Genomic DNA, 23,553 nt, shown 5'->3' with positions numbered 1-23,553 from the left:
GCCTACAACGAAATTGTACAAAGCATTGGCGCAGTAATTCCTTCATTTGTGGCTGAATACGAAAACGGTTAATGGTACGGTAACTAGGTTCATATCCTTGAGCTAGCCACATCATGCGGACACTGTCTTTTGTTAAATCTTCGATTCTTCGACCTGAAAAGACTGATTGAGTATAACCACACAAAATAATTTTCAACATCATCCGTGGGTGATAGGCTGGACAACCTGTTTCTTTTTGAAAAGGAGCGAAAGCTTCTGCAGGAATACTTTCGACTAGATAATGGATATGGAAGGCAATATCATTTTCTTGTAATTTCATTTCTAAATCTAGAGGTAATATTAATTGATTCATGTTATAATTTTTAAACATAAAGGACACTTCTTTCGTTTGAAATTTAGTAGTAGGATACTTAAATTTTAACAGAAGTTGTCCTTTTTTCATGCAAAAAAATAGCTGCTGATATTTTACTTTCGTAAAATGCCAGCAGCTATCCTATTTTTGAGGTTAGTTTTGTCCCAGCCTCTTTTTGGCGTTCCAATATTGTATTAACATTACAAAAACTACATAAATCACGGGAACTATAGCTGTAATTGTAACAAGTCCACTCCATCCAAGTCGCTCCCATAGCGGTCCTAATAAGGTACTTCCCACCCCTACCCCTATATAGTAGGAAACGAGGTATAGACTGGAGGCACTCCCTTTATGATGACTCGCCTCTCTACTAACGGAGGACGCTGCCAAGGAATGGGCTGTAAAAAATCCTAAGCACACTACACATAAGCCAACTACAATCATCCAAACTGAACTACTGTTTGTAAGTAAAATACCCATACTCAGCATAAAAACTCCAGATATGAGTACCTTTCTTTGTCCTATTTTTCCTGCCATCCAGCTAGCTAACGGGGAGCCAATTACCCCAAGCCCATATGCGAAAAATATATTTGAAACAGCATCAATTGAAAGTGAAAAAGGTGAATTAGTCAGATGGAATGGTATATATGTCCAAATCCCAGTAAAAGAAAGCTGAAGCACAATTCCTAATCCGAACATTAACAGCAGGGAAGGATTTTTAAAATGATAAGCAAAGCCATCTAAATCATCTCTAAAGCTCGCTTCCTGAGGCTGGAAATTTCTAGATTTAGGTAAAGTAACCAGCACTAATATAAAAACAAATATGCCACTAACCGCTAAAATATAAAAAGCTATTTCCCAAGAGAAATGCTCTGTTGCATAACCTGTCACGACGCGCCCTATCATTCCTCCTAAAGCATTACAGGATATATATAGGGCGGTTGCTACACTCAAAAATCTCTTATCTATTTCCTCACTTATATAGGCTAATACGGCAGCTGGCACTCCAGCAAGTAGGAAGCCCTGGATAAATCGTAAAATAATAATCCACACAAAATTATCCGAAAGAGTCATAAGAAAAAAAGGAAGCACCGAGCCAATTATAGAAAATCTAACGAAATTAGTTCTGCCAATCCGATCAGAGAAAAAACCTAAAACGATTAAACCAATTATAAGACCAACTGTTGTTAAGGACATCATCATACTAGAGTAAGAAACCTTAACGTCAAACTCCTTCGTAAACATCGGAAGTATGGGTTGAACTGAATACATAGAACCGAATATAAACATGGACGCTAAGCCCAGGCTCCCTACTATTCTCCAAAATTGAAAATCTCTAATAGAATATCCTTTAAAATTATTTGAATCACTCAATATTATCCCATTCTTTCAGGAAGCCACAAAGATAGCTGAAGCTATAAGAGCCACAACTCTTCTTAATCAATACCCCTCACTACAATTCCCTCAAGTGAGTAGTCAATCCTAGCTCCATATTAATTGTCATAATTATAACAAAATTCATTAGGTTAATGTTAAAGAATATCAACAACGCCAATTAATCTTTCTTCAAACTGAAAATAGCCAGACTTATAGCTGAAAATTTAAGCTACGTTAGTCCTTTGTATTTTGCTCCAATTTAATGCACAATAAATATATGAATCTTGAAGAGGTGAAATTGTGAAACCAGTCATACTCGCTGAGAAGCCAAGTCAAGCGAAGGCATATGCAGACGCTTTTTCAGTAAAACGCCATGAAGGCTATATAGAAATTCTCCCCTCACCTATCTTTCCCGAAGGAGCTTTTATTACTTGGGGAATTGGACATCTAGTAGAATTGAAGGAACCTAAAGCATACGATCCTAAGTGGAATAGATGGTCACTCGCTAGCCTTCCGATATTACCTGACCGCTATGAATTTCAAGTAGCTAAAGGTAAAGCAAAGCAATTTACGATAGTGAAAAAACTCATCAAATCTACCGACACAGTCATTAATGCATGCGATGTTGACCGCGAAGGCTCTAACATCTTTTATAGTATTTATAACCAAACAGGTGCCAAAGGAAAAACGATTAAACGTTTATGGATTAACTCACTAGAAGTAGATGAAGTTCGTAAAGGCTTTACTAACCTGCAGAACAATCAAAAGGACTTACTCATGTATGAAGAGGCAAAAGCTAGACAAATCAGTGATTGGCTTGTTGGTATGAATGCTTCTCGCCTATACTCCCTTTTATTAAAAGAACAAGGCATACAAGACGTATTTCCCATAGGACGCGTCCAATCCCCGACGCTATATTTGATTTATCAGCGTCATATGGAGATCGAGAACTTTGTTTCAGAGCCCTTTTATGAAATAGAAGCTTTATTTACTGCAGAGCATGGAAGCTATAAGGGAAAAGCAAAAGCAAAAGAGCCTAAAAGGGAAATTATTCGAGCGCTTTTAGCTAAGCATGATATTCAGCCTAATTCGCCAGGTGTGATTACCTCTGTAGTAAAACAGGACAAGAGAATTCCACCGCCACAGCTACATTCATTATCGACATTACAGGCTACAGCTAATAGATTGTGGAAAATCAGTCCAGCAGATGTGTTAAAAACGATGCAGGGACTATATGAAAAAAAGTTAGTCACTTATCCTAGAACTGATTCTCGTCACATTACTCCAAATGAGTTTGCTTATATCGTCGGACAAGTGGAGGAGTACCAAAAACTAATCAATAAACCGTTCCCAATAGCCTCTCGCTCTCCGAAAAAACGTTATGTGGATAGCTCAAAGGTACAGGAGCATTATGCTATTATCCCAACTAAAAAGATTCCATCTCAATCTGTACTTGCCAGACTGTCACCGATAGAGAGAAATCTTTACGAGGAAATTATTCGTACGACGCTCGGGATGTTTCATACGGACTATCTTTATACAGAAACAAAGGTTACCACTGAGGTAAACGGATTGCTATTCTTTACAACCGGCAAAACTGAGGTCGACAAAGGCTGGAAAGCTCTTTTTATTCAATCATCTAATGAAAAGGAAAAAGAAGAACTAACGCTTCCTCCTTTAACGGAGCAGGAATCAGTAGCAAGTAAGATTGAAATTAAAGAAGGCAAGACAACTCCTCCAAAACCATATACAGAGGGTCAATTAATCGCAATGATGAAAACCTGCGGTAAGCTAATAGAAGATAAAGATGAAACGGAGATTTTAAAGGAAGTAGAAGGTTTAGGAACCGAAGCTACTCGAAGTGGGATTATTGAAACCTTAAAAAGACATAACTATATAAAGGTAACGAAAAATATAGTTTCTATTACTGATAAAGGGCGTGTTCTTTGTCAGGCTATTGAAGGAAACCTTCTCTCCAGCCCTTCTATGACTGCTAAATGGGAAAACTATCTACGGAAAATAGGAAATGGGGAAGGCTCTCAAGATCGTTTTCTTGGTAGCATAGCCAAGTTTATCTATAGCCTGATTAATGAAACACCTACCCAACTTAAAACCAAAAACATTACGATCAAGCTTCCTCCTAGAGAACCAAGTTCGAAATATGCAAAGTTTAAGCAGGAACCGATTGCTCCATGCCCTAAATGTGGACAAGGATCCATTGTAGCACGTAAAAATTTTTACGGCTGTACAAATTATAAAAATGGGTGCACTCAAACATTTAATGGATTTTTCTTAAAGAAAAAAATTACGCCTAGTCAAATCAAGCTGCTTTGTACAAAAGGAATAACAAACACTATCAAGGGGTTTGAAGCTGAAAATGGTCAAAAGTTTGATGCAAAGCTTGCTCTAGAAGAAGGCAAAGTAAAACTAGAGTTTAAATAACCCAGACTGTTTACATGTTAAAGAGCAAAAGGAACCGAGCCATTTACCTCGATTCCTTTTGCTTTTTCTTTTATTCAAAGGGATAGGCGTACACTGTCTCACCAAGACGTCCTGTTGTAGTAACAGCTTGAGATAAGGAGTTTACAATCGCCTCCTCAGTCACTTCTGCTGCAGCTTGGAACAGATCATTCATGACAGCATGATCATCCCTTAGGACACTCCTTGGCTCCACGCTGTTCTCAGAGACATGTGGAATTTTATGAGCAGTTGAAAATGCAATAACAATATCGCCACTTCCATTGCTAAAGTGACTCCCTGTCCTTCCTAAGCCAATACCACAACGCTTGGCAACTCGCTTGAGCTGACTATTTCCAAGAGGTACATCCGTTGCTAAAACTATTATTATGGAGCCATCTGCAGGTGTAGGATACGACGGTACGGAACTATCATCCTTTGCTTTATACCGTTCTGCCTGGAATTCTTCTTTCTTTCCAAAGTTACTTAGCACCATGCACCCAATGGTATAGGCGATATCGCTGGAGGTATCATACACTATTCTGGAGGATGATCCTATCCCACCTTTGTGACCGAAACAAATCATTCCTTTGCCAGCTCCAACTGCTCCTTCTATAGAAGCCTCTGAAGTAGCATTTTGGATTGCGTCTATTGCATGCTTAGGTTCCACGGGAAGTTCACGTATAGAATTTAGCCTACCATCGTTACACTCTCCGACCACAATATTAATTGTCCCAGTAGACACTCCGATATCAGGATTTTCTTTTAGCATATACGCCAAAGTACCTTGAGTGACCGCTGGGACGCCAAATGTATTGGTTAGCATAATAGGAGCCTCAATTACCCCTAACTCATCCACCTGCACTAGACCAGTTGTTTTGCCAAAGCCATTTAATATATAGCTAGCTCCGACAACTTTTTGATGAAATAGGTTATCTCCATGTGGAAGTATCGCAGTGACTCCTGTACAAGCATGCTCACCTTCTTGAAGTTGGTAATCTAGCGTTACATGGCCCACTTGGACACCCTCTACATCTGTAATACAATTTTTTGGGCCCACTGGTAGCTTTCCGATTGTCACACCACGTTGTCGTATTTTCATTTGCTTCATATTTTATCCCCTTATTTTAGCTACTTCCATCCACCTATTTTGATAAGCAGATTTTATGAACTCAGGTTTTTCTCCATATATTTGTATGATATCCTTAATCTCTTCTGCCCAATAGGTTTCGTTTCGATTAATGGCCAGACTAGGATAACCTGATCCCCTTTGCAAATAGTCGGAGCTTGCAACTAAATACCATTTTTCATCTTCAATTGGAATCTCATTTAAATAGATAGTTTTAATATGCTTGCCATCGTGCTCAATTTTTAGTCCAGACACGTGTAATCTGCCCACAAATCTCCCCCTAAAACCTGGACCTCGACCTTCGGCCAAGCAAACCTGGGCATCTAAGGATGATTGCAGTGCTTCCTGAATATGCTTTCCTTGAATCTCAAAAAGCGTAGGATTCAAGGGAGAAGGACAAATTTCTATTAGTTTTTTTCTAGACATCTCATGGAAGATACCTGCATTACAAATACCACTGTTAATAAGTCCAATGTCTGCCTTTAGCATATCCTTCAATCCATCAGCAATCAGATTACTAATAGGATTCTCCTCCACTACATCGTGCCAAAGAGGATTCCCTAAGGTATATAGCGGTTGACTTAATACGTTAACCGCCTTTTTTTTATTTACTTTTAAAACTGAAATAACCTGAGGATCCTCTTGTATTTCTTTAGTTGATATAGTCTGGGAGTGGATTAGGTTAACCTTTCCGCTTGTCACTTCTATTTCAACTATTCCTAGGTACTCCCCATAGTTCCCAGCACTATTCATAATCGTATTATTAATTAACTTCGCTTCTGTGAATAGTTTATGGTCATGAGCTGATATAATAATATCAATTTCCTTTATTTCATTGGCTAACGGTTCATCTGCAAATGTGCCCACGTGGCTTAGCAGAATACACACGTCATATTTCCCTTTGTTTCTTTGAATCTCTTCCCGGATAGCATTCGTATAATCGTGCATATGAATGCCAAGACCATCATTAAAAACACTCATGTCTGGTGAAGAACCAGTAATAAGAAGACGAAGACCATTCTTTTCTAAAATAATGCTTTTATGTACTCCGTTAATAGTTGTGCCATCTTTTTTCACTAGATTGTTACTTATAAAAGGCACTGAGCTATTGCTTGCCATATGCTCTAGTGTATCGACTCCGTTAAACATTTCATTGTTACCGATTGTAATTGCATCATAACCACCAGCCTCTAGCAGCTCAAGGGCCGCTATCCCCCTAGTCCCCTGTAGCTCGATGCTTTTAAAATCAGCAAAATCTCCTCCATCTAATACAATTGTATTTTCATCTCGATGCTCTCGAATTAAAGAAACTATCTTTTTATAGTTATCAAATTGACTATGTATATCATTCGTATGTAAGATTTTTAATCTTGTCATGAGCTATGTCTCCCCCTAATTATTCTCCTATCATATCATATTCTAATAATTCCATTAACTCTAATATTTTCAAAATGTAAGCGTATTCCAATGTAATTAGGGAATAATTTTTACATAAGACTATTTAGGAGGTAATCAAATGGAAGTATTAAAAGTAAATGGTGAGTTAGATAAGAAAAAATTAGCTATTAGCATTCTAGTACCTGTTATAGGAGGTTCTATTACGGGCTGGTTAGCCAATCGTAATGCACAAAAAAAATACAAAAAGCTTAAGCAGCCTTCCTTCGCTCCCCCCGCTCCTGTCTTCCCTATTGTTTGGACATCCCTTTATGCAATGATGGGACTAGCCAAATATCGTGCTGATCAAAAAGTTCAACAAGGGGATAAGGAATCACCTGCAATTCCTCTCTATGACTTACAGTTAGGTTTAAATTTCTTATGGTCTTTCTTGTTTTTCCGTTGGGGTCTTAGAGGAACAGCGCTTATTGAAATGACCATTTTGTTAGGTGCCATAGCCATGACAGCATATGAATTTCAAAAGAAAGATACTACTGCCGGCGCATTAATGGTACCGTACATCGGCTGGGTAACCTTTGCCTTAGGATTAAACTTTGCAGTATGGAAGTTAAATAAATAACTAATAAACCCCAAATTGTATAAATCAATCTGGGGTTTGTTTGTTCATTTGTTTTGATATACTTAATGGAATAGATAAACACATTAGGGAGTGACAATATGAAAAATATAAAACTATCAATGATGGAAGCAGTTTTACTAGAATCTTTACGAAGTAATGGCGTGTCCAATCAGGAGTTACTTAGCAGTTTGGATGGTCGTTCCTGGGAGGAGACTTTTTCTACCGAATATGAAGCATTACTTAATATTTACAGCCAAGATAAACAACAATTTATTGAGCTCTTGGAAAATGGCTACTCCGTTAAATTTATCACTTTTAATGGATTAAAGAACTTACTTAAAATGAAATTCAACAAACTAGAGGAACAGGATTATAAAATTGTCGATAATACGTTTGAATTATTAGAGCTTAACCCACAACAATTAAGTACTTTAAGACAGCTTCTTTCTATCAACTGGGTAGTAGATGAGCACGAACGAGAAGGTTTAGACACTGACTTGATTCTAGTTAAATTAAAGCCTGTTGTGGTGTCTGAATAATTAGAAATAAGTGACTCCAAGTAAGGAACTGTAATTTTCAGTTCTTTTTTTAGCTATGGTGGATGAGTGAAATAAATATAAATTCATAAATTAAAAAGTAGATTTGATTTCCGCGCCAGCCGGACGCTTTCATTCGTCGATAAAGCTCTATTTATATAAAAAAAATCACATAAACAAAGTCGGAAAAAGGACTTCAACCAAATTACTTAATCTATTTATGTTTTTAATAGTCGTTTTTTACTTACTATAGTTGGTTGCTTGATGTAGTTTCAACTCCAAATCAGCCCACATATACTCTTTTGTTTTTTCATCCCAATTGAATATTAAAGCCATATATTCAATAATCTCTAGCTTCCATTTTTGTACAGAAGAAATGTTAAATAAGATGCTTCCTGTCCTTCTTAATAAATAATCTACTGGAGTCATAGCCATCTCATGCTCAATAGCATATTGAAGAGTTAGTTTAATAACCAATGGTAAATTTGTTTCTTTCAAAACCTTGTCTGCTAGTCGTAAAATTTCATCCGTGTTAGTACCATACATTGCAGCCAGCTTAGTTGCCTCTTTATTGGTTAAGCCAAGATCTACTAAGTCTTTTGCTTTCTTTGCTGTATAACTAGCATAGTCCGTTAGATTATCAAATTCTCCGCCAGATAGTTTTAAATTTTTGGTTATAGAATGGCCAACAATAATACCTTCATTCTTTAAATCCTTACATAATATATCAGTAATAGTCTCGGCCATTTTTCGGTATCCAGTCAACTTTCCACCTGCAATCGTTATAAGACCAGTTTCGGATGTCCAAATTTCATCCTTCCTTGAAATTTCAGAAGGTCCCTTTCCTTCCTCTCGAATCAACGGTCTAACTCCTGCCCAGCTAGACTCAATGTCATCTATCGTTACTTTTATATCAGGGAACATAAAATGAATACTTTGAATTAAATAATCTTGATCACTATTTTCTATGCGAGGATTAACTAGATCTCCTTCAAATATAGTGTCTGTTGTCCCTACATACGTTTTACCATCTCTAGGAATAGCGAATACCATTCTTCCATCTGGAGTATCGAAGTAAACAGCCTGTCTCAATGGAAATCTTTGCTGATCTATTACAATATGAATTCCCTTTGTATGCAACAAACTTTTACCTGCTATTTTTTTATCTAAACTAATTACTTTTTCAACCCAAGGTCCTGATGCATTAACTATTTTTCTCCCGAAAATATTTATTTTAGTTTCTGAAAATTGATCTATCACAGTTATTCCACGAATCTTTCCATCATCCGTATAAATCAGCTTCTCTGCTTTTACATAATTAAGTAGATCTGCTCCTTTTTCAAATGCCTTTTTTGCAACTTCTATCGTAAGCCTCGCATCATCAGTTCTATATTCGACATAATACCCTCCACCTAATAAACTTTCTTGCTTAAGTAAGGGTTCTTTTTGAATAGTCTCATTCCTAGTTAACATTTTTCTTCTTTCATGTCTTTTAACTCCTGCTAAAAAGTCATATACTAATAATCCGACAGAAGTCGAATACTTTCCAAATGTCCCTTTTTTATAGATAGGTAATAGCATCCACTCTGGATGAGTAACATGAGGGGCATTTAAATAAACAATTTCTCTTTCCTTACCAACATCAGCAACCATTTTTACTTCTAATTGTTTTAGGTATCGAAGACCGCCATGGACTAACTTGGTTGACCTACTGGAAGTTCCTGCAGCAAAATCCTGCATCTCTACTACTAATACCTTTAAACCCCTCGTAACACAATCTAAAGCTACTCCAGTTCCTGTAATGCCCCCGCCAATAACTAGGACATCATATGTAGTTCCCTCAAGGGTTGATAATAGTACGTTTCTTTCTTCATATGAAAATTTTTTCATTTTTATCTCCTTCACGTTAAAAAGACCATTACAATAAACTTGCCCTAGGCAAGTATTGTAATGGTCTTCTCTGAATTCTCTGACCAAATTTATATTATTTAGAAAAATTTAAATATGATATAATCAAAATAACCAAAAGATGAAAAGGTGAGCATTTATGAGTTTAGTAGACATGGTAGAGTCCCAAATAATCGCTGCTGTTACTAATGAGCAGGATTTAAAGCAAGCAATTACCAGTAAGGCGAATATTATCTTTCTTCTTACTGGAAATCTGATGACAACAGGCGAACACATAAGTAAAATTAAACAGGCAAACAAATACGTTTTCATCCACTTAGATTTCATAGACGGCATTTCTAGTTCAAAAACAGCCTTAACCTTCGTAGCAGATCAATGGAAACCGACTGGCATTATTACTACAAAGAGTCATGTAGTAAAGTTAGCTAAAGAAGTAGGACTAATGACAATCCAACGTATATTTTTGCTTGATCGTAATGCTGTTACTAAAGGGATTGAAATGGTTAATTCCTGTCGTCCAGATGCTGTGGAAGTAATGCCTGGAATTATGCCAAAGGTAATTGACCAGCTTTCATCAAGTCTTACTTTCCCTATAATAGCTGGTGGCCTTATAGACAACATTTCAGAGGTACATCAAGCCTTAGAAAATGGAGCTTTAGCAATTTCTGCCGGAGTACCGGAGATGTGGAATTTTAATTTATAAAGAGAGTATATCTCTTACACTCTCTAGAATATATTTAGGTTTATGGACAGGATTTTCTAACATGGTTGGTGTTGTAATTCCTGTCATAACTAAAACAGATTTCATCTCGGCATCATTACCCATTTTTATATCAGTTTCTAATCGATCACCAATCATAAAACAATTGCAAGCTTCCATCTGCAAAACGTTATTTAGTACATAATCTGCCATAAGAGCAGACGGTTTTCCTGTGACGATTTTGACCGGCTCTCCTGTTGCTCCTTCTAGAGCGCCGATCATTGCCCCGCAGTCTGGTATTTCCCCTCCCATAACAGGACAAGTTCGATCAGGATTCGTAGCTATAATTTCTGCTCCATTTCTCCACGCTTGATATGCCTGGTTTAACTTGTCATAATTAAACTCCCGATCCCATCCTAACACGACATGGGAAGCTTTAGCGGAGAAATCCGCTAACTTGATGTTCCCTTCCCTAAGTTCTTCAAATAGAGGTGCTTCTCCTATTACATATACCGAGTCTTCTGGTTTCATAACCTTTTTTAAATACAGAGCAGTAATATAATTCGAGTTAATAACTTCCTCTAATCTCACTTCAATATCTAAAGCTTTTAACTTTACTACATAATCTTTTCTACTTGCGATAGATTTGTTTGTAAGAAATACTACTTTGTCCCCTCTTGCCTTCAAGCTTTTAATAGCTTCCGGAACTCCAGGGATTATCTCATTATCAATGTAGATAGTTCCGTCTAAATCAAAAATATATCCATTCACATTTTTCACTCCAATAAACTATAACTGTTGTTTTCTTGATAAGAAATTAGCTACTCCTTGTAATAGAAGTACAAGTACAATAAGAACAATCGACATCGCAGCAGCTGAGTAATATTCAGCACGGAGAATATTTTGGAATATAGCTAAGCTCATTGGTGCCCATTCAGGAGGGGCCAGTAGTATAGATACGCTCGCCTCTTTAATTACGGTTATAAATACTAAAACGGATCCAGCTGCTATTCCAGGGAGCATAAGCGGTCCGACTATAGTTATTGCAGCAGTTAAAGGAGTTGCTCCAAGATTGATAGCTGCCTCCTCAATGTCCTGCTTGATTGCTCTCATCGCTCCCATAGTAGACCTAACCATATACGGCAGTCTTCGGATTGTATACGCAATAATTAGTAGCACAGCAGTACCAGTTAACTGTAATGGAGCGGTGTTAAATGTTTGAATCAAAGCTATACCAAATGCAATTCCAGGGACCACTAGAGGTATCGAAGCCATGAAATCTAACTTAGATGAATTTTGTCTTACTACAAAATAAGAAACAAAAGTTGCTATGATTACACTTAACACTAGCGCTCCGGTCGCTAGCATTATACTGTTTTGTATATTCCCCATAGAGGTTGAAAAAATAGTTTTATAGTGATTAAGGGTATAACCGTTAGGAAGTAAATCTTTCCCCCACGTAGTAGCAACAGATTGTAAGGCTACTGATAGCATAGCTAAAAGAGGGATTAAAACTACTAAAAAAGAGTATCCTGATAATATTCTTGTTAATAATTTGTTTTCTATTAATTTTTGTTTTTTTGGCTTACCAGAAACAGAACCATAATTTCTACTTTTCGTAAATAAGTGTTGAAGCCAGAAAAAGAATGCTGCAACAATGACCATGACTACTGTTAAAATGGCCGCACCACCCCAGTTAAAGAAGCCGGCTATTTCACGATAAGCCTCCACTACCAACAGGTTTAATTCTTTCGGAGCTAGTACAATCGGGGTTCCAAAATCCGAAAAACTCACCGTAAAAATTAATAATGCACTCGATATAATACCTGGAAGCGCTAATGGGAAAGTGACAAAGACAAATGTGAACCAATTCTTCGCCCCTAAGTTTTGCGAGGCCTCTTCTAAACTAATGTCGCTTATTTTAAATGCAGCCACTAATGGCCATAATGCGTAAGGGAAAAAGAAAAACACTTGTACCATGACTACGCCTGTCATGGAATAGGGATCAATTAGCATCCCTTCCCCACCTAATAGGTTATATATTTCAGTTATCCAGCCTGCTCGGCCAAACATTATAATAAAAGCATAAGCAGAGATAAAAGTAGGTACTATAAGCGGTATTGTACATAATGCCGAAATTGTCTTTTTAAAGGGCATTTTAGTTCGTGCGATCCCATAAGCCATAGGAATGCAAAGTGTAATGACAATAACAGTTACTAAAAAACCTAAATATAAACTATTTTTCAAGGCATCTAAATACCCAGAGTTTGTAAAAATCTTTTTATAGTTCTCTAACGAAGATCCTTTTAACTTTTCGATAGTTGAACTAAAAATTGTAGGATCTGTTATAGAACCCAAAATATTAATTGGCTGTCCAGTGAAGCTTACAAGAAACACTGAAAATAACGGTAGTAGCATGAAAAGGCCAAAAAATACGTATATAAATATTTTTACTACTGACAAGCCACTGAAGTTTTTTAATGATTTCTTCATATCAATAGCACCCTTTCAAACTCTACTGTTAGCTTCACTTCTCTTCCTTCTTCGAATATATTAGCTCCTGTAGAGTAAGTTGTATCCACGATTAATTGATATTCTCCAACCTTAACATCATAGCGAACTATCGATCCTAAATAAGTTGACATAAGCACCTTTCCAACTACAACATTCGTTGTTGAAGAATCTACCACACTATCAACAGGCTCTACCATTACGTGTTCCGGACGTATAATAATATCTACTTCATCCTTAGTAGACTTATTAGAGGATTTCAATTGAAAACCATCTCCACTAACAATAAGCAAGCCATTTTCTTCTCCTATAACTTTCCCCTTTAATATATTGGAAGTACCAACAAAGTCAGCTATAAAAGGTGTAGACGGATTACTATATAAATCTGTTGGTGTTCCAATTTGCACGATTTCCCCTTTGTCCATCACTGCAATTCGATCGGCCATACTCATCGCCTCTTCTTGGTCGTGTGTAACAAAAATAGTTGTGATTCCTAAATCCTGTTGAATGGATCTAATCGTATTCCTCATCGAGTGGCGTAGCTTTTGATCAAGATTTGAAAGTGGCTCATCCATCAACAACACGGCTGGCTCCATCACCAACGCCCTAGCCAGGGCAACCCTTTGCTGTTGCCCTCCGGAAAGCTCGCTAGTTAGACGATTCGCATATTTATCTAATTCAACGTATTGTAGAATTTTCATCACTTTCTCATGTATTGCTTTTGGTGTCTTTCCTAATCTTTTATTCAATAACCGTGCGTAAATCCCGAACTGTTTAACAGGATTACTAGAGTTTAGCTCTTTAATATTTAAACTGTAGGCAACATTGTCAAATACATTCATATGAGGAAATAATGCATAGCTTTGAAAAACCATGCCACAATTACGCTTATTTGCAGGAATGTTCTCTACTTCATTGTCCCCTATGTAAATTTTTCCTGAAGTAGGGCTTTCAAAACCGGCAATACATCTCATAGTGGTCGTTTTACCACATCCCGAAGGACCAAGAAGAGCGAAAAACTCGCCCTCCTTGATTTCAAGGTTAATATCATGAAGTGCAGTAACGTCCCCAAATTTTTTCGTGATGTTACTAATTTTTACTGATCCCATTTATATTCACCCTTATTTATTGAAATTTATCTTTCCATTCGTTTCTCACTCTGTCGTAGTTTTCGTTAACCCAATCTATATCTAAATCTACCGCTACCTCTTTAACTTTTTCTAAGTTCAATGGTGTTTTAGATTCTACGTTTGGATTAATTGGTATATGATACCAGTCTGCCATAATTTGCTGAGCATCCTCTGATAATAAGAAGTCAATAAATTTCTTACCACCTTCAGCATTTGGACCTCCTTCTATTAAGGAAGCTGGGTTTACAAGAACTGGTGTCTGATCAGGAACAATGAAGTCTACACTTTCTCCCTTACTTTTTTGTTCATATGCCATAAAGTCAAAGCCAATACCAATATGAGCTTCTCCCATCGCTACTCCCTTAGTTGGAGCGGAACCAGAGTCTGGCATGGAGTTAGATTGCTTAACTAATTGCTCAAAGTACTTCCACGCCTCATCCTCACCCTTTCTCATCATTTGATCCATAACCATTAATGTTGCAGTCCCAGAAGCTGCTGGATTAGGAAATTGAATTTTTCCTTCCCACTTAGGATCTAACAGATCTTCCCACGTTTTTGGCGCTTCTTCCTCAGTTACTAACTCCGTATTATATGAAAATCCTAGAACGAAAATTTCGATTCCAACATACTTTCCATCTTCATGCTTCATCTTAATACCATCTTCAACTATGTCCCAATCTGCTGCAAAATCTGGAATATACTCTGCCAAAATACCACGCTCTACAGCTGCTTCAAAAGGTAGTATTCCTCCTCCGCCATACCATACATCAGCTTTTGGATTATCTTTTTCTGCTAGCATTTGATTCACAAGAACGTTTGTGCCAGCGTATTGAACATCAACTTTATCACCGTGCACTTCTTCATATTTAGCTGCTAATTCTTTAGTAAAATCAGGTGTTTCAGGAGAATAAAGAGTTATTCGTCCCCCTCCACTTCCTCCTTCACTTGATTCGTCCCCTGCACAACCGGTTAAAATACTCCCTGCAAGCAACATACTTGCAACTAGCCCTGTCATTTTCTTCACCTTGAATCCCCCTTTATTTGTGTTAATGGCAAAAAATAAAGATGAACGCCAAATGTAAGCCTTTTCAAAAAGGCTTACATTTAGGCTTTCATCTCATCGTCTCTGCCTAGTTATTTAACTAATTTAAATTATACAATAAATTCTGACGATTACAACTATTAAAATTCAATATAGATTAATATAGTACAATACTATTTATTTATTCCATGTGAGTTCTATAGATTCTTTATTACCACTTAATAATAATTCTTTTCTCCCTCTTGTTTTTCCTCACTCACTACTTCTATCCTGTTTTTAATAAAAAAACAAAAAATTTATAGAAATTAAATTATTTTGCAATAATCCTCTGCTATACTCCTTTTGAACTTAAAATATTTCCTAGGAGTGAATGTATGATTAAAAGAGTTAGCGATAAAAGTGCAGTTAGCAAGATATTCCTTTCGCTACTGTTAATTGTTTCCATGGTTATTCCTTTTCTCTCTGTATCCAAATTCGAAGCAGCTGAACCTATTTCAGTGGCAGACGCAATTAGCAACAATACCGGAACAGCAACCGTACAAGGATATATAGTAGGTACCGCATCGTCTGGCACATCTTACGACCAAGAAGCACCTTTTACTGTAGCAACCAATGTCGGCTTAGCCGATTCTCCAGATGAGACTAATCCAGCTAATATTCTCCCAGTACAGCTTCCGACCGGTACTGTACGTTCTGGACTAAATTTAGTAGACAATCCAAACTTGTTCCAAAGTGAAGTTACGGTAACAGGAACTTTGGCTGCCTATTTCTCAGTTCCTGGCATGAGAAGCGCAAGTGCCTATACTATAATCTCTGAGGGAGAGACACCACCGACTGACGTTGAAATAGTAGACAATATTGCAAAAGCGCGAGCTATTACAGACCAAAACAAAGTCATACGTGTGACTGGAACCGTGACAACTGGTCTTGGCTATTGGGGAGGTAAAGCTTTCTATATTCAAGATGAAACAGGTGGTCTCTATGCATATACTAGCTCTGCTGATGTAGATCCAGGGGATATCGTTGAATTAGAAGGAAAGGTTAGCCCCTATAGTGGAGAGCTGCAAATTCAGCCTACTACTATAAAAAAGCTCTCTTCTGGTAACCCTTTACCGTCTGTTCAAGAAATAACACCTGCTGGAGTCAATGAACAGACACAAGGTGAAAGAGTACTACTAAACAATGTAACTATTTCTAATCTAACAGCGGTTAATGATTTTGGAACTTTTGAATTTACTGCCACACACGAAAACGGTGAATCCATCATTATTCGAAATGATAATCGCAACGGTCTTGATTATGAAACCTTTACTAAGCAATATAAAAACGGTGATTTAATTCATGTATCTGGTATTGGATCCATTTTTAACACTACTTTCCAAGTTAAAACACTTGGTTTAGAAAGCTTTGAGCAAGTAAACAAGCCTGCCGTGTATCCAAATATCTACCCTGGAACCGTCTCAGAAGGAACAGAAGTTACTTTAACGACTCCTTGGGAGACAGCCAGCATTTATTACACACTAGATGGCTCTGCTCCAACCATTTCAAGTACCAAATATACTAAACCTATTACTTTAACAAAAGATACAACCATTAAGGCAATTGCAATTGGTGACGATACCTCAGAAATATTCACGTTTACGTATACTGTTTTAAAAACAGATAATCTCTCTATCCGTGATATCCAAGGACAAGGTCACTTTTCTGATTATGAAGGTGCAACTGTACAAAATATTACTGGTGTAGTAACACACTTGTATAATTCAGCTAATTTTGTTATTCAGGATATCAACCCAGATGATAACCACCATACATCTGAAGCAATTATTGTTAATAAAAGCTCTAATGGTTTAAAGGTTGGCGACTTAGTAACAGTTGCCGGGACAGTAGAGGAATGGTATTACGATGGCTATTCTGACATGAAAGCAAACGACCTACCAATCACTAGAATCAGAGCTACTGAAACACTTAAAACAGGAACTGCAGAGCTACCAGAACCATTAGTAATCGGAGAGGATATTCATCCTCCGACAGAGCTTATTGATAACGATGGTCTGACTTCCTTCGATCCTCTTGAGGACGGAATAGATTTTTGGGAATCAGTGGAGTTAATGCGCCTAGCTGTACCAAATGCAAAAGTCGTTGGTCCTCAAGACTATGGTGAAATTGTGGTCGTAGCTGGCAACTCGGTTAATACTACATTTAATGCTCTAGGTGGTATTAATATTTCTGCTGATGACTATAACCCTGAAAGAATTACAGTATTAATCGATAATGAGAACTATGATGCAAAATCTGGTGATTATTTTACAGAGGAGATTGTCGGAGTCATGGGCTTTGGTTTTGGAAACTTTAAGCTATGGACTGATGAGGAATCACTCCCTTCTATCAATCGTGTTGAAAAGCCTATTACGATAACGGAGATCGTTCCAAGCGAAGAGAAGCTGACGGTCGCTGCTTATAATATAGAGAATTTCTCCGCTAACATCGAAAGCACACCAAACGAGAAGGTTGTAAAAATTGCACGATCATTTGTTGAAAATATGAAATCTCCAGATATTATTACATTAGTAGAAGTTCAAGATAACGACGGTCCTACTGAATCTGGGAATTCCGATGCTTCTGCAAGCTATGAGCGGTTAATTGCTACCATTGTGGAGGAAGGCGGACCTGCATACGAATGGACGGATATTGCACCTGAATATAATCGTGATGGTGGACAACCTGGAGGAAATATTCGAGTTGGCTATCTATACAACCCGGAAAGGGTAACACTTTCTGAGGGTACAAAAGGAAGTTCAACTGATTCCGTTGCTTGGGATGAGGGAGGAAATCTCACTTTAAATCCTGGACGTATTTTAGACTTACCTTTGGAAAATACCCGTAAGCCACTTGCTGCACAATTTGAATTCCAAGGTGAAAAAGTAGTTGTAATTGGTGCTCACTTAAATTCTAAGGGTGGAGATCAACCTTTATTCGGGAAAAACCAGCCACCTTTGTTAGGATCAGAGGCTGAGCGAATCGAGATTGCAACTATGATTAATAATTTCGTAAAAGCAGGACAAGCAAAAGACCCTAACTTGAAGGTTATAGTGGCCGGAGATATGAACGACTTTGAGTTCACTCCTGCATTAGCAGCTTTAAAGGGCGGAATATTAACTAATATGGTAGAAAAAGTTCCTGCAGGTGAACGATTCTCGTATTACTATCAAGGGAACAACCAAGTCTTAGACCATATTTTGATAACAAATAATTTAGCAGAGAAAACTGCAGTGGATATGATTCATATCAACGCTAACTATATGGATATTCATGGACGTGCCTCTGACCACGACCCAATTATTATTCAAGTTGACTTGAAGGAACAAGAGTCACCATCTCTGCCTAATATCCTTAACCTAAAAGTGGATAAAAAGCATGTTAAAATAGATGTTAATAAATCATCAACATTTAAGCTTACTGCTATGATAAATAATAAAGGAAAGAAAAATTCTACTATTGATGTAACTGCAGATGCAGAATATAGTGGCTATGATACAAATATCATTTCTGTAAATGAGGGAGTAATTACGGCTAAATCTGCTGGAAGCACTACCATTAAAGCTACTTATAGTAACAAATCCGTAACTATTAAAGTAACTGTACAAACAGAAAAAATGGGAAGAAAATAGTTACAGCAAAAAGTATAAATGATATCCATTCACAAAAGAATCCTATCCCTGTAAAAGGTGATAGGATTCTTTTATGTTTATTCATTGTCTACAAATTTCCCATGGCTTGGTTTGGCAATTCGTTTAAATTCACTAACTAATAAATGCAGATTGCTTTTAAGTATTTCTCCATGCATTGGAAGTCCGTGACCAGTTACTGCTATATCAGGCTTCAAGGAATCTAGAAGTTTTACGGAGTATTCTGCATCCTCCCAATTTGTTGTCAGGTAACGAGGTGGTCCACTTATTTCTTGTTCTTGTGTAAAGACCTTGTATAAATACTCTTGTTTGACCGTAACAAATGCATCACCGGCAATCAATATTCCGTCTTCTTTTCTAAACAGCGAAATATGCCCTGGGGAATGGCCTGGAGTATGAAACCACTTAAAACCTGGCATAAAAGGAACAGAGCCATCCTCTGGCAAGATGTGTACATGATCTCCCAGGTCTATTGCTTTAACAGGAAACATTCCAGACATTTTGGAAACCATTCCTCCTTCTACGGAAGTATCCGGATCTGGATAATCCTGCGCTCCCGTTAAAAAAGGAAGTTCCAGTGGATGAGCATACACAGGGACATTCCACTTTTCAACTAGCTCTTTAATGGCTCCTACATGATCAAAATGTCCATGTGTTAAGATGATCGCCCTTGGTTTTTTATTCTCACCAAAACGTTCTTCAACTATCTCTATAATCTTATCAGCAGATTGAGGCATTCCAGCGTCTACTAAAACGAAATCATCTGTACCTGGCTTCCCTACTAAACAAATGTTTACAATTTGAATGGTGTAACAAAAGACATCTGGTAGAATCTCTAAACCTATACCACTACCAACAGATGTCGTTGGAATATACTTATAATCGTCTCCGTAAGATATCGAATTGTCCATAATATTTAATCCCCTTCCATATTATCTTAGTTTCTCTTCCCTCCTCAAATTTATACTTTATTATCGTTTACACTTTTACCGATCATTTTAAACCTTCTATCTCTTGATTTTGTATAAATAACATAAAGTCCCTGCAATAGTTTCGATATATATAGCTTCTCTTCTTACATTAATATTTTCCTATGGGGAAACAATAATCCAACCTCTCTCCAAATGATTAAAGAATAATTAGTGTATGTATAAAAAAACAAAGGATGGCTTTTATAATCATCCTTTGTTTTCATCATAATATTTAATGTTTAACTAACCTTAAAAAATCCTGTTCTCCAACTATTTCTAAAGGAATCCCCTTTTGGATTAAGTCCTCGGCTTTTTGCATTTTGGAGCTTTTTACACCCTCTACATATTTCATGAGCGCTTGATCTCCAACTACTAAAAAATTTGTATCTATGTCTACAGTCCCTTTACAGGTAGCTCCACGGTCAGCAGCATATTTAGCTGCATTCGATCTTGTCATAGAATCCATTTTTCCTGTAAAGACAATATTTGCACCATAAAATGGATGACGAGTATTTTTCTCTATATTGTCTGGAACTATAAAAGGAAGGGCCATGTCTTCCTTGCTCTTTTTTACTCTTGAAGGAGCTTTCTTAGTATCAAGGGAACTATTAACTTTGATCTTGTGTAACAGAGACATTTCTTTTAATGAGCTGGTTCTTGTTTTTTTCATTGCCTCGATTGTTATTAATGCTGCAGCTCTTGCATCCTCCAATGCATCATGATGTTTGAATTGGATACTTAAATAGTTGGCTACTGTGGATAGTTTATGGTTGTACAAATCCGGCCATATTTTTTTAGCAATTCTATAAGAACAAGCATATTGGAATCGAGGTTGTTCTTCGTAGCATCTATTAACCGATTCTTTTAGTACACCAATATCGAAACTTGCATTATGGGCTATAATCGTTTGTTGATCTATATAAGGTTTTAGCTGTGGCCAAAATTCTTGAAATGTTGGTGCATCCTGAACCATGTAATCTGTAATTCCATGAATTTTTGTATTGTAATAATTAAACTCACTAAGTGGATTAATAAGTGTTTGAACTTCTTCTATTATTTCACCATTTCTTACTACTACAATTCCAACTGAACAAGCACTAGTTCGTAAACTATTGGCAGTTTCAAAATCTATTGCAACAAAATCCATGTTTACCACCTCTAATTTTTCGTATGCTACCATTATCTCATACTAGTAACTTTAGACATAGAAAAACCCTCTAAATAGAGGGGGTTTCTATGTCTAATATAATCTATTGACTGGTGAATGCTCGTCTAGCTTTTTTTGACGTTCTAGTTTTTCTTCCTGTTGCTGTTGATTAACTCTTCGTTCTTCCTCGTCCAATTCCGTCTGATCGTCTCCAAAAGCTGCTGGACCTAAATTTGGATCTGAACCTGGAGACTGTGACCCATAAGATTTTTCTTCTACAGTTATACTCTCCTCAATGGTAGGGCGCTTGTTCTGTACTAACTTGTCCTCTTGCATGGTATGTCCTACATGATCCTCATCTCTTACAAGCAAAGGGTCTGTAGCAAAGGTTTCACCTCTAACGAATTTATCCTGTGGCTCATCTAGTCGACCATCTGTTTCGTTCACCATATTATTTGTAGAAGGAGTAAAGCCATTGTCCTTAGCATAATCCGAGATTGGCTCTTCTCCTTCAGTAAAACGACTTTGCACTACATCCGTTCCGACTGTATCTGTATAGCCTGTGGTTGCAGCAGCTTCAGCATTCGCGCTAGCTCCTAGGGAATCCCCTTCAGGCACAGTGTCTGTATATAATACAATACTTCCTGAAGCTACTTCCTTTGCATATTGTTCTGCTTCTTCTTCAGTTAAGTCTAGCTTTTTTAGTCCCTCTACAATTGCAGATTCTCCAGTAAACCACGATTTAAATTTGTCTATGAATGTACCAGCTTCGTGAGTGGTTACATCCGAATAGCGATTTAACGCATTCAAGTGAGTACTTTCTGATGAAATTACATGAATATCACTCTCTTCATATCCTTGTTTTTGCAGATGTTCTAATTTTTCATACATATCTTCCTCAGTCCGAGCAATTTCAATTTTTCTGTTTGAATTTAAGTTCATGGGTATTCCTCCTATTTTTTTAGTTTTTATTTAATGTGTTATTGATTGAATACCCACGTTACAAACTTTCTAACCTTCCCCTCTATTTTTTAACATTAATTTAATATTTTACATATTATATTAATCACGTTATTTCTAATTCTCTACACACGTTCAATCAAGAAAGAACAAGATAATATTGATTTCCGCTTTTACAGATACCTTCTGAAGATTAGCCTCATTCCACTGGTAAAATTAATTCATTGTTTTAAAATAAAAAAGCTTTGTTAAAGTTATTGGTTGATTTTGACTAACAATTCTTTTTTATAGTGACTATAAACATAAACAAAGGAACGTTCAAAATGGCTATTAAGAACATAAATAGATTGTGAAATTGGGGTTGGTGACAGTTTTTAGCTTTGTTTATGCGAGTAAATTTTTTTAATGCTTTATAGATGCTAAAGCTGTTCCATTTATTGATTGGAGCGGCCAGACGGCGACTCCTACGGGATGAGTGAGACAGATAAGACATCACAACCACGCACGTTAGCGATGGGTGATGGCTTATCGCTCACCCCGAGGAAAGCGTCCGGTTGGGGCGAAAAATCAATTCTACTCTCTGTTCTAAGATTTCTTTGCATTATAATCAACCCTACCTTTAACATAGCCAATAAAAAAGGTATCGGAGTTAATCTCCCGATACCTTTTCTCACATTCATAAATAAAATTTATTTATTATCTTTGTACTCAATTTCTTGACCATCCTCGTAAAGAATCTCAAGGTCAAATTCAGTATAGTCACTTATCCCAAATGCTGTATTAACTTTTTCTATTACTTCTTCCTTAGTCATATCGTTTGTTAAAGCTAAATCAGTAAAGATTGGCTTTAAGAATTCGTAAGCTTCATCTCCGTGAAGTTTTTGAGAATCTAAGGAATTTACATACTCTGCTTCCACTCCGTTTGTTTCCACTTCAAAGGAAGCTTCTACTGCATCTCGCTGTTCAGCAGTATCAATATCTAAATCAAAAGAAGTAAAACCAAATTCGCTTTCTACTGCTTCAGTGGTAGGCGGATCGCTAACCTCCTCCTTGTCTCCACATGCCCCTAAAAGAAGAGCCGCTGATAAAAAAGTGCTGCTTAATACTTTACCTTTACTACTAATCATAATAAGTCCCTCCTTACTAATTTATCGCTATTACTATTAATAGCATTGTCTAGAAAATGATTTCTTAAACATTAGTAAGAATTATCCTGGATATCGTTTATCTGTTGCGGAAGTATTTTTAGTCTTGCTATGGTTACTTTCATCTTTTACTTTTTGATTTAATTCCTCCATAGGAATGGGATCTACATTTTTCATCGCTTCATCTCTATCAAAGATACTTTCCTTTTCAGTGTCTAGAAGATCAGGATTGTCTAATATACGTCCAGGAATATCTTGTTTTTCTGAATCCTTATCGTTTACGTTATGGTCATTTACATTCTTTTTGTCCATTATTTATCCACTCCTTCTTCGTTTATTTATGTATATCCTTTTAGACAATCACTAAACATTTTCGACAAGTTTCACAAGTACAACCGAACCAAAAGACCTAATCATATATATTTAGCACTATTTTTACAAAATAGGGGGTTTTTTTATTTTTTTCAACAATACGTGAAATAAAC

The 23,553-nt window shown here is 36.9% G+C and carries 19 protein-coding genes; 5 read left to right on the top strand and 14 right to left on the bottom strand.

The annotated features are described in order from the left end of the window. A partial coding sequence (locus MKX96_RS19555) for a transposase (RefSeq protein ID WP_340886995.1) occupies positions 1-370 on the bottom strand: 370 nt, incomplete at its 3' end. A gap of 135 nt (positions 371-505) precedes the next feature. Beyond that, the gene (locus MKX96_RS19550; RefSeq protein WP_340886940.1) at positions 506-1,726 is read right to left on the bottom strand and encodes an MFS transporter; all 1,221 of its coding nucleotides are present in this window, start codon (positions 1,724-1,726) and stop codon (positions 506-508) included. Positions 1,727-2,029: 303 nt separating this feature from the next. Between MKX96_RS19550 and MKX96_RS19545 the strand changes: the two genes are divergently transcribed. Beyond that, on the top strand, positions 2,030-4,171 hold the full coding sequence (locus tag MKX96_RS19545; protein WP_340886936.1) for a type IA DNA topoisomerase: 2,142 nt from the start codon (positions 2,030-2,032) through the stop codon (positions 4,169-4,171). A gap of 70 nt (positions 4,172-4,241) precedes the next feature. Here the strand turns inward: MKX96_RS19545 and MKX96_RS19540 are convergent, their stop codons facing one another. Together MKX96_RS19540 and MKX96_RS19535 are read right to left on the bottom strand one after the other, a co-directional pair. After that, positions 4,242-5,288 carry a DmpA family aminopeptidase gene (locus tag MKX96_RS19540; protein ID WP_340886993.1) on the bottom strand — a complete coding sequence of 349 codons (1,047 nt, stop codon included), beginning with the start codon at positions 5,286-5,288 and terminating at the stop codon, positions 4,242-4,244. Between the two features lie 12 nt (positions 5,289-5,300). Then, positions 5,301-6,692 (bottom strand): bifunctional metallophosphatase/5'-nucleotidase, encoded by a 1,392-nt coding sequence (locus MKX96_RS19535; protein WP_340886934.1) that lies wholly within the window; start codon positions 6,690-6,692, stop codon positions 5,301-5,303. Between the two features lie 139 nt (positions 6,693-6,831). Between MKX96_RS19535 and MKX96_RS19530 the strand changes: the two genes are divergently transcribed. Both MKX96_RS19530 and MKX96_RS19525 read left to right on the top strand, forming a co-directional pair. Next, positions 6,832-7,329 (top strand): TspO/MBR family protein, encoded by a 498-nt coding sequence (locus tag MKX96_RS19530; protein WP_251553554.1) that lies wholly within the window; start codon positions 6,832-6,834, stop codon positions 7,327-7,329. A gap of 98 nt (positions 7,330-7,427) precedes the next feature. Further along, entirely contained in the window at positions 7,428-7,868 is a 441-nt protein-coding gene (locus MKX96_RS19525) for a hypothetical protein (protein WP_340886930.1), read from the top strand. Between the two features lie 237 nt (positions 7,869-8,105). Here MKX96_RS19525 and MKX96_RS19520 read toward each other — a convergent pair whose 3' ends face one another. Further along, positions 8,106-9,755 carry a glycerol-3-phosphate dehydrogenase/oxidase gene (locus MKX96_RS19520; RefSeq protein ID WP_340886926.1) on the bottom strand — a complete coding sequence of 550 codons (1,650 nt, stop codon included), beginning with the start codon at positions 9,753-9,755 and terminating at the stop codon, positions 8,106-8,108. 157 nt (positions 9,756-9,912) lie between these two features. On the opposite strand from MKX96_RS19520, the gene MKX96_RS19515 reads away from it, so the two are divergent. Continuing rightward, entirely contained in the window at positions 9,913-10,476 is a 564-nt protein-coding gene (locus MKX96_RS19515; RefSeq protein ID WP_340886925.1) for a glycerol-3-phosphate responsive antiterminator, read from the top strand. Here MKX96_RS19515 and MKX96_RS19510 read toward each other — a convergent pair. Genes MKX96_RS19510 through MKX96_RS19495 form a run of 4 tightly spaced genes read right to left on the bottom strand, consistent with a single transcriptional unit; the run spans position 10,471 to position 15,129 of the window. Continuing rightward, entirely contained in the window at positions 10,471-11,244 is a 774-nt protein-coding gene (locus tag MKX96_RS19510) for an HAD-IIA family hydrolase (protein ID WP_340886922.1), read from the bottom strand. The two genes, MKX96_RS19515 and MKX96_RS19510, sit on opposite strands and share 6 nt — an antisense overlap. Before the next feature lie 18 nt (positions 11,245-11,262). After that, positions 11,263-12,966, bottom strand: coding sequence for an ABC transporter permease (locus tag MKX96_RS19505; RefSeq protein WP_340886919.1), 1,704 nt, complete (start codon positions 12,964-12,966; stop codon positions 11,263-11,265). Next, a complete protein-coding gene (locus MKX96_RS19500; RefSeq protein WP_340886917.1) occupies positions 12,963-14,093 on the bottom strand; it encodes an ABC transporter ATP-binding protein in 1,131 nt (376 codons plus the stop codon). Before MKX96_RS19500 ends, MKX96_RS19505 begins: the two co-directional genes overlap by 4 nt. A 16-nt stretch (positions 14,094-14,109) precedes the next feature. Next, complete coding sequence (locus tag MKX96_RS19495; protein WP_340886990.1) at positions 14,110-15,129, bottom strand: ABC transporter substrate-binding protein; 1,020 nt, start codon at positions 15,127-15,129, stop codon at positions 14,110-14,112. A gap of 401 nt (positions 15,130-15,530) precedes the next feature. Here MKX96_RS19495 and MKX96_RS19490 point away from each other — a divergent pair, with 401 nt between their 5' ends. Further along, the gene (locus MKX96_RS19490; protein WP_340886915.1) at positions 15,531-18,827 is read left to right on the top strand and encodes a DUF6359 domain-containing protein; all 3,297 of its coding nucleotides are present in this window, start codon (positions 15,531-15,533) and stop codon (positions 18,825-18,827) included. Positions 18,828-18,904: 77 nt separating this feature from the next. On the opposite strand, the gene MKX96_RS19485 is transcribed toward MKX96_RS19490, so the two are convergent. From MKX96_RS19485 to MKX96_RS19465, 5 genes are all read right to left on the bottom strand, one after another. After that, the gene (locus tag MKX96_RS19485; protein ID WP_340886913.1) at positions 18,905-19,756 is read right to left on the bottom strand and encodes an MBL fold metallo-hydrolase; all 852 of its coding nucleotides are present in this window, start codon (positions 19,754-19,756) and stop codon (positions 18,905-18,907) included. Between the two features lie 292 nt (positions 19,757-20,048). Next, entirely contained in the window at positions 20,049-20,963 is a 915-nt protein-coding gene (locus tag MKX96_RS19480; protein ID WP_340886910.1) for an exonuclease domain-containing protein, read from the bottom strand. A gap of 93 nt (positions 20,964-21,056) precedes the next feature. Further along, positions 21,057-21,905, bottom strand: coding sequence for a general stress protein (locus MKX96_RS19475; protein WP_340886909.1), 849 nt, complete (start codon positions 21,903-21,905; stop codon positions 21,057-21,059). Positions 21,906-22,612: 707 nt separating this feature from the next. Then, entirely contained in the window at positions 22,613-23,050 is a 438-nt protein-coding gene (locus MKX96_RS19470) for a YusW family protein (protein WP_340886905.1), read from the bottom strand. An 81-nt stretch (positions 23,051-23,131) separates the two neighbouring features. Next, positions 23,132-23,380, bottom strand: a complete 249-nt coding sequence (locus tag MKX96_RS19465) for a hypothetical protein (RefSeq protein ID WP_340886902.1) — start codon at positions 23,378-23,380, stop codon at positions 23,132-23,134. Positions 23,381-23,553: the final 173 nt, after the last annotated feature.

The sequence above is a fragment of the Psychrobacillus sp. FSL W7-1493 genome, from assembly GCF_038004905.1.
GTDB lineage: Bacteria > Bacillota > Bacilli > Bacillales_A > Planococcaceae > Psychrobacillus.
Note: the sequence above shows the minus strand (reverse complement) of the source record. Positions and strands in the feature narration are given on the sequence as shown.

What these genes read in the sequence shown, in the direction of transcription:
- MKX96_RS19540 (WP_340886993.1), bottom strand. Translation starts at nt 5,288, where the DNA reads ATGAAAATACGACAACGTGGTGTGACAATCGGAAAGCTACCAGTGGGC.
- MKX96_RS19535 (WP_340886934.1), bottom strand. Translation starts at nt 6,692, where the DNA reads ATGACAAGATTAAAAATCTTACATACGAATGATATACATAGTCAATTT.
- MKX96_RS19530 (WP_251553554.1), top strand. Translation starts at nt 6,832, where the DNA reads ATGGAAGTATTAAAAGTAAATGGTGAGTTAGATAAGAAAAAATTAGCT.
- MKX96_RS19525 (WP_340886930.1), top strand. Translation starts at nt 7,428, where the DNA reads ATGAAAAATATAAAACTATCAATGATGGAAGCAGTTTTACTAGAATCT.
- MKX96_RS19520 (WP_340886926.1), bottom strand. Translation starts at nt 9,755, where the DNA reads ATGAAAAAATTTTCATATGAAGAAAGAAACGTACTATTATCAACCCTT.
- MKX96_RS19515 (WP_340886925.1), top strand. Translation starts at nt 9,913, where the DNA reads ATGAGTTTAGTAGACATGGTAGAGTCCCAAATAATCGCTGCTGTTACT.
- MKX96_RS19505 (WP_340886919.1), bottom strand. Translation starts at nt 12,966, where the DNA reads ATGAAGAAATCATTAAAAAACTTCAGTGGCTTGTCAGTAGTAAAAATA.
- MKX96_RS19500 (WP_340886917.1), bottom strand. Translation starts at nt 14,093, where the DNA reads ATGGGATCAGTAAAAATTAGTAACATCACGAAAAAATTTGGGGACGTT.
- MKX96_RS19495 (WP_340886990.1), bottom strand. Translation starts at nt 15,129, where the DNA reads ATGACAGGGCTAGTTGCAAGTATGTTGCTTGCAGGGAGTATTTTAACC.
- MKX96_RS19490 (WP_340886915.1), top strand. Translation starts at nt 15,531, where the DNA reads ATGATTAAAAGAGTTAGCGATAAAAGTGCAGTTAGCAAGATATTCCTT.
- MKX96_RS19485 (WP_340886913.1), bottom strand. Translation starts at nt 19,756, where the DNA reads ATGGACAATTCGATATCTTACGGAGACGATTATAAGTATATTCCAACG.
- MKX96_RS19480 (WP_340886910.1), bottom strand. Translation starts at nt 20,963, where the DNA reads ATGGATTTTGTTGCAATAGATTTTGAAACTGCCAATAGTTTACGAACT.
- MKX96_RS19475 (WP_340886909.1), bottom strand. Translation starts at nt 21,905, where the DNA reads ATGAACTTAAATTCAAACAGAAAAATTGAAATTGCTCGGACTGAGGAA.
- MKX96_RS19470 (WP_340886905.1), bottom strand. Translation starts at nt 23,050, where the DNA reads ATGATTAGTAGTAAAGGTAAAGTATTAAGCAGCACTTTTTTATCAGCG.
- MKX96_RS19465 (WP_340886902.1), bottom strand. Translation starts at nt 23,380, where the DNA reads ATGGACAAAAAGAATGTAAATGACCATAACGTAAACGATAAGGATTCA.